Consider the following 266-nt stretch of genomic DNA (forward strand, 5'->3'; position numbering starts at 1 on the left):
TGGTTGGTCGAGTGAGTTCTCGTCGATTCAGAACAAGTGATAGTCTAGATTGAATTCTCAACTTGAGAGTTTGATCCTGGCTCAGAACGAACGCTGGCGGCAGGCTTAACACATGCAAGTCGAGCGCATCCTTCGGGGTGAGCGGCAGACGGGTGAGTAACGCGTGGGAACGTACCCTTATCTTCGGAATAGCTCCGGGAAACTGGAATTAATACCGAATGTGCCCTTCGGGGGAAAGATTTATCGGATAAGGATCGGCCCGCGTT

The 266-nt window shown here is 51.5% G+C and carries 1 rRNA gene; it reads left to right on the plus strand.

What is annotated here, in order from left to right:
• Positions 1-58 precede the first annotated feature (58 nt).
• Positions 59-266, plus strand: a 16S ribosomal RNA gene (locus KLP42_RS26740); the annotation flags it as partial.

Source organism: Rhizobium sp. CSW-27, assembly GCF_018760785.1.
Classification (GTDB): Bacteria; Pseudomonadota; Alphaproteobacteria; order Rhizobiales; family Rhizobiaceae; genus Neorhizobium.